This window comes from Corallococcus terminator (genome assembly GCF_003611635.1).
Lineage (GTDB): Bacteria > Myxococcota > Myxococcia > Myxococcales > Myxococcaceae > Corallococcus > Corallococcus terminator.
The window spans coordinates 1-2,450 of sequence record NZ_RAVZ01000607.1 but is presented as its reverse complement, the minus strand read 5'-3'; the positions used below and the strand labels follow the sequence as shown (position 1 = coordinate 2,450).

Annotated in this window: 3 protein-coding genes; all 3 read right to left on the bottom strand. The window is 68.4% G+C overall.

All coding sequences use genetic code 11. From position 1 onward, the window contains the following. Positions 1 to 271 precede the first annotated feature (271 nt). Entirely contained in the window at positions 272 to 487 is a 216-nt protein-coding gene (locus D7V88_RS42810) for a hypothetical protein (protein ID WP_147449114.1), read from the bottom strand. 58 nt (positions 488 to 545) lie between these two features. Next, positions 546 to 1,823 (bottom strand): DNA primase, encoded by a 1,278-nt coding sequence (gene dnaG, locus D7V88_RS40660; protein ID WP_158625270.1) that lies wholly within the window; start codon positions 1,821 to 1,823, stop codon positions 546 to 548. 107 nt (positions 1,824 to 1,930) lie between these two features. Next, the coding region (locus tag D7V88_RS40655) for a ParB/RepB/Spo0J family partition protein (protein WP_120545847.1) at positions 1,931 to 2,450 on the bottom strand (520 nt) is incomplete at its 5' end.

Here is a 2,450-nt window from a genome sequence, read left to right as displayed (position 1 = left end):
GGCCAGCATCCGTGGCCGTGGATCCTCCATCGTTCACGGAAGGGGGCGCGGGACGCGGACCGTCGTCCACTTCCTCGGACGGGCCGCACCGCACCGCGCCGGCGACAGCGAGGAGGAAGAAGAAGAGGCGGAGGGAGGTGAGGGGCGAACGGGAGTGCACGAGGTGTCCTGAGCAGTGGGCCCGCCCGGGTTGTCTCCGGCGCGGCCTGATGGAGCTGCTGTCCATGAGCAGGACGCGTGCCGAAGACGGCGAGGCCTCACGCCTGAGCCGTCACTGCGGGCTGGCGAGAGCGTCAACTACCGCCAGCGCCTCCAACGCTCCGAGCACCAGCAAGGCCTCGCGCTCGGCCGCGCGGTACTCGCTCCGAGAATCGGCGAGGCGCGTCCTCGCCGCTGGACTCCCGTCCATTTCGCGCATCGCCTTCTGCAATGCCGCCTCTGCCTGCCCAAGTCGCGCCGCGAGCTGCTGGCGAGCCGTCGTAGTCATGGGGTGCCGAAAGAGCAGAAGCCGTGCCGAAGAGCGGCCGGCGGCACGCACCACGCTGTCAGATGACGAGGGCCGCCTCGGGAACGCCGAAGTGTGCCGCGGCGGCCGTGAGGAAGGCGGCGCGCGTGAAACCCTCTGGAAGAAGGGCGAGGAAGGCCGCCAGTTGTTTCCGTGCCTTCAGCTTCACTTCCAAGCCCGCTGTCGCACCCTCGGGAAGGAGGCGATGGAGAAGGGCCACGGAGAGGGGCTGCGCGTCGGCGAGGAGACGCCTCACCCCCGCCTCTCCATGCGTCAGCGCGTAGTCGTCAGGGTCCGTACCAGCGGGGAGGGAGGCGACGCGGGCAGGAAGGGAGGAGGGGAGCAATGCTCGCGCGGCGGATTCGATGGCGGCGAGGCCTGCTTTGTCACCGTCGAAGAGAAGCACAACCTCTTCAGCGCCAGCGGCCACCAACTGCGCGACGTGGCTCGGGGTGATGGCCGTTGAGGAGAGCGCGACGACTTCCTGCACGCCCACCTGGAAGAGGCAGTGGACATCGAAGTACCCCTCCACCAGGACCGCCACGCGGCAGCTGCGAATGGCCGCACGCGTGACATCGAGGCCGTAGAGGTGTTCCCGCTTGCGGTAGAGCGGGCTCTCCGGGGTGACGAGGTACTTGGGCGCACTCTCGGTGCCGAGAAACCTGCCGGCGAAGCCGAGGAGCTGCCCGGTTGGGGCGCGCAGGGGGAAGGTGACGCGGTTGCGGAGGAAGTCATAGTGCCCGTCCGTCTTCGGGCGCCGGACGACGAGGCCGAGAGTTTCCGCATCGAAGGCGAGGCGCTCCCTCGCGAGCCCCTGGGCGAGAGTGGCCCACGGGGCCGGGGCGTAGCCGAGGCCGAAGCGCCGCGCCGTCTCGGCAGTCAGCCCGCGCGTCTTGAAGACGTAGTCGCGGACAGCGCTCGCCTCCGGCGCTTCGAATTGGGCCGCGAAGTGCCGCTCAGCGAAGGTGAGGGCGCGGGTGAAGGGGGAAGCGACAGGGCGCGCAGACGTTTGCGAGTGAAGCTCGATGCCGGCGTCACGCGCGAGCTGCCGAACGGCATCCACGAAGGTGAGGCCGTGCTTGTCCCGGAGGTACTGGAAGGCGTCTCCGTTCCTCTGGCAGCCGTAGCATTGCCAGCGTCGCGGTGTGACGTGGAAGGAGGGCGTCTTCTCCTCGTGGAAGGGACACAGGCCCACGTGGCTGCGGCCCGAGAGCTTGAGCGGGACATCCCGCGACACGAGGGCGACGAGGTCCGTGCGCTCCAACACCTGGGCCTTCTGCTCGTCGGTGAACCGGAGGGTGCGGTTCTGCGTTGGCATCGGGACGGCTCCTCCCTGCCCAGGGGCTGGCGACATCCTCCGGCCATAGCACTAACTAGTGCGGATTCGCACTAATTAGTGCAAAAGGGCCACTAGGAGGCGGACGGCTACTCCTTGCGGAGGAGCTTCAGGAGGCGATCCAAGTCATCGTAGGAGAAGAAGTCCACTTCCAGAGTGCCCTTTCCGGGGCTCTTCTCCAGCAGCCGCACCTTCGTCCCCAACAGACGTTGCAGTTCCTCGGTGAGGGCCTTCACCTGGACGGTCGGCTTCCCGGCGTCCTTGGTGGGCTTCGTCGGCGCGGTCGCGCGGCTCTTCTGCACCAGCCGCTCCGTGTCGCGCACGGAGAGCTTCTTCTCCCTCACCTGCCGCGCCAGGCCCTGCAGCTCCGGCAACCGGGGCACGCCGAGCAGCGCGCGTGCGTGGCCCATGCTGAGCGAGCCGTCGCCGACCATCTCCTTGACGTCCGCGGGAAGCGCCAGCAGGCGCAGGGCATTCGCGACGGTGGAGCGCTCCTTGCCCACCTTCTGGGCCACCTGCTCCTGCGTGAGTTTGAACTCCTCGATGAGGCGCCTGTAGCCGTCGGCCTCCTCGATGGGGTTGAGGTCCGAGCGCTGGAGATTCTCCACC

Bases quoted from the DNA above. Each gene is read 5' to 3' on its own strand.
- D7V88_RS42810 (WP_147449114.1), bottom strand. From the start codon at position 487: ATGACTACGACGGCTCGCCAGCAGCTCGCGGCGCGACTTGGGCAGGCA.
- dnaG (WP_158625270.1), bottom strand. From the start codon at position 1,823: ATGCCAACGCAGAACCGCACCCTCCGGTTCACCGACGAGCAGAAGGCC.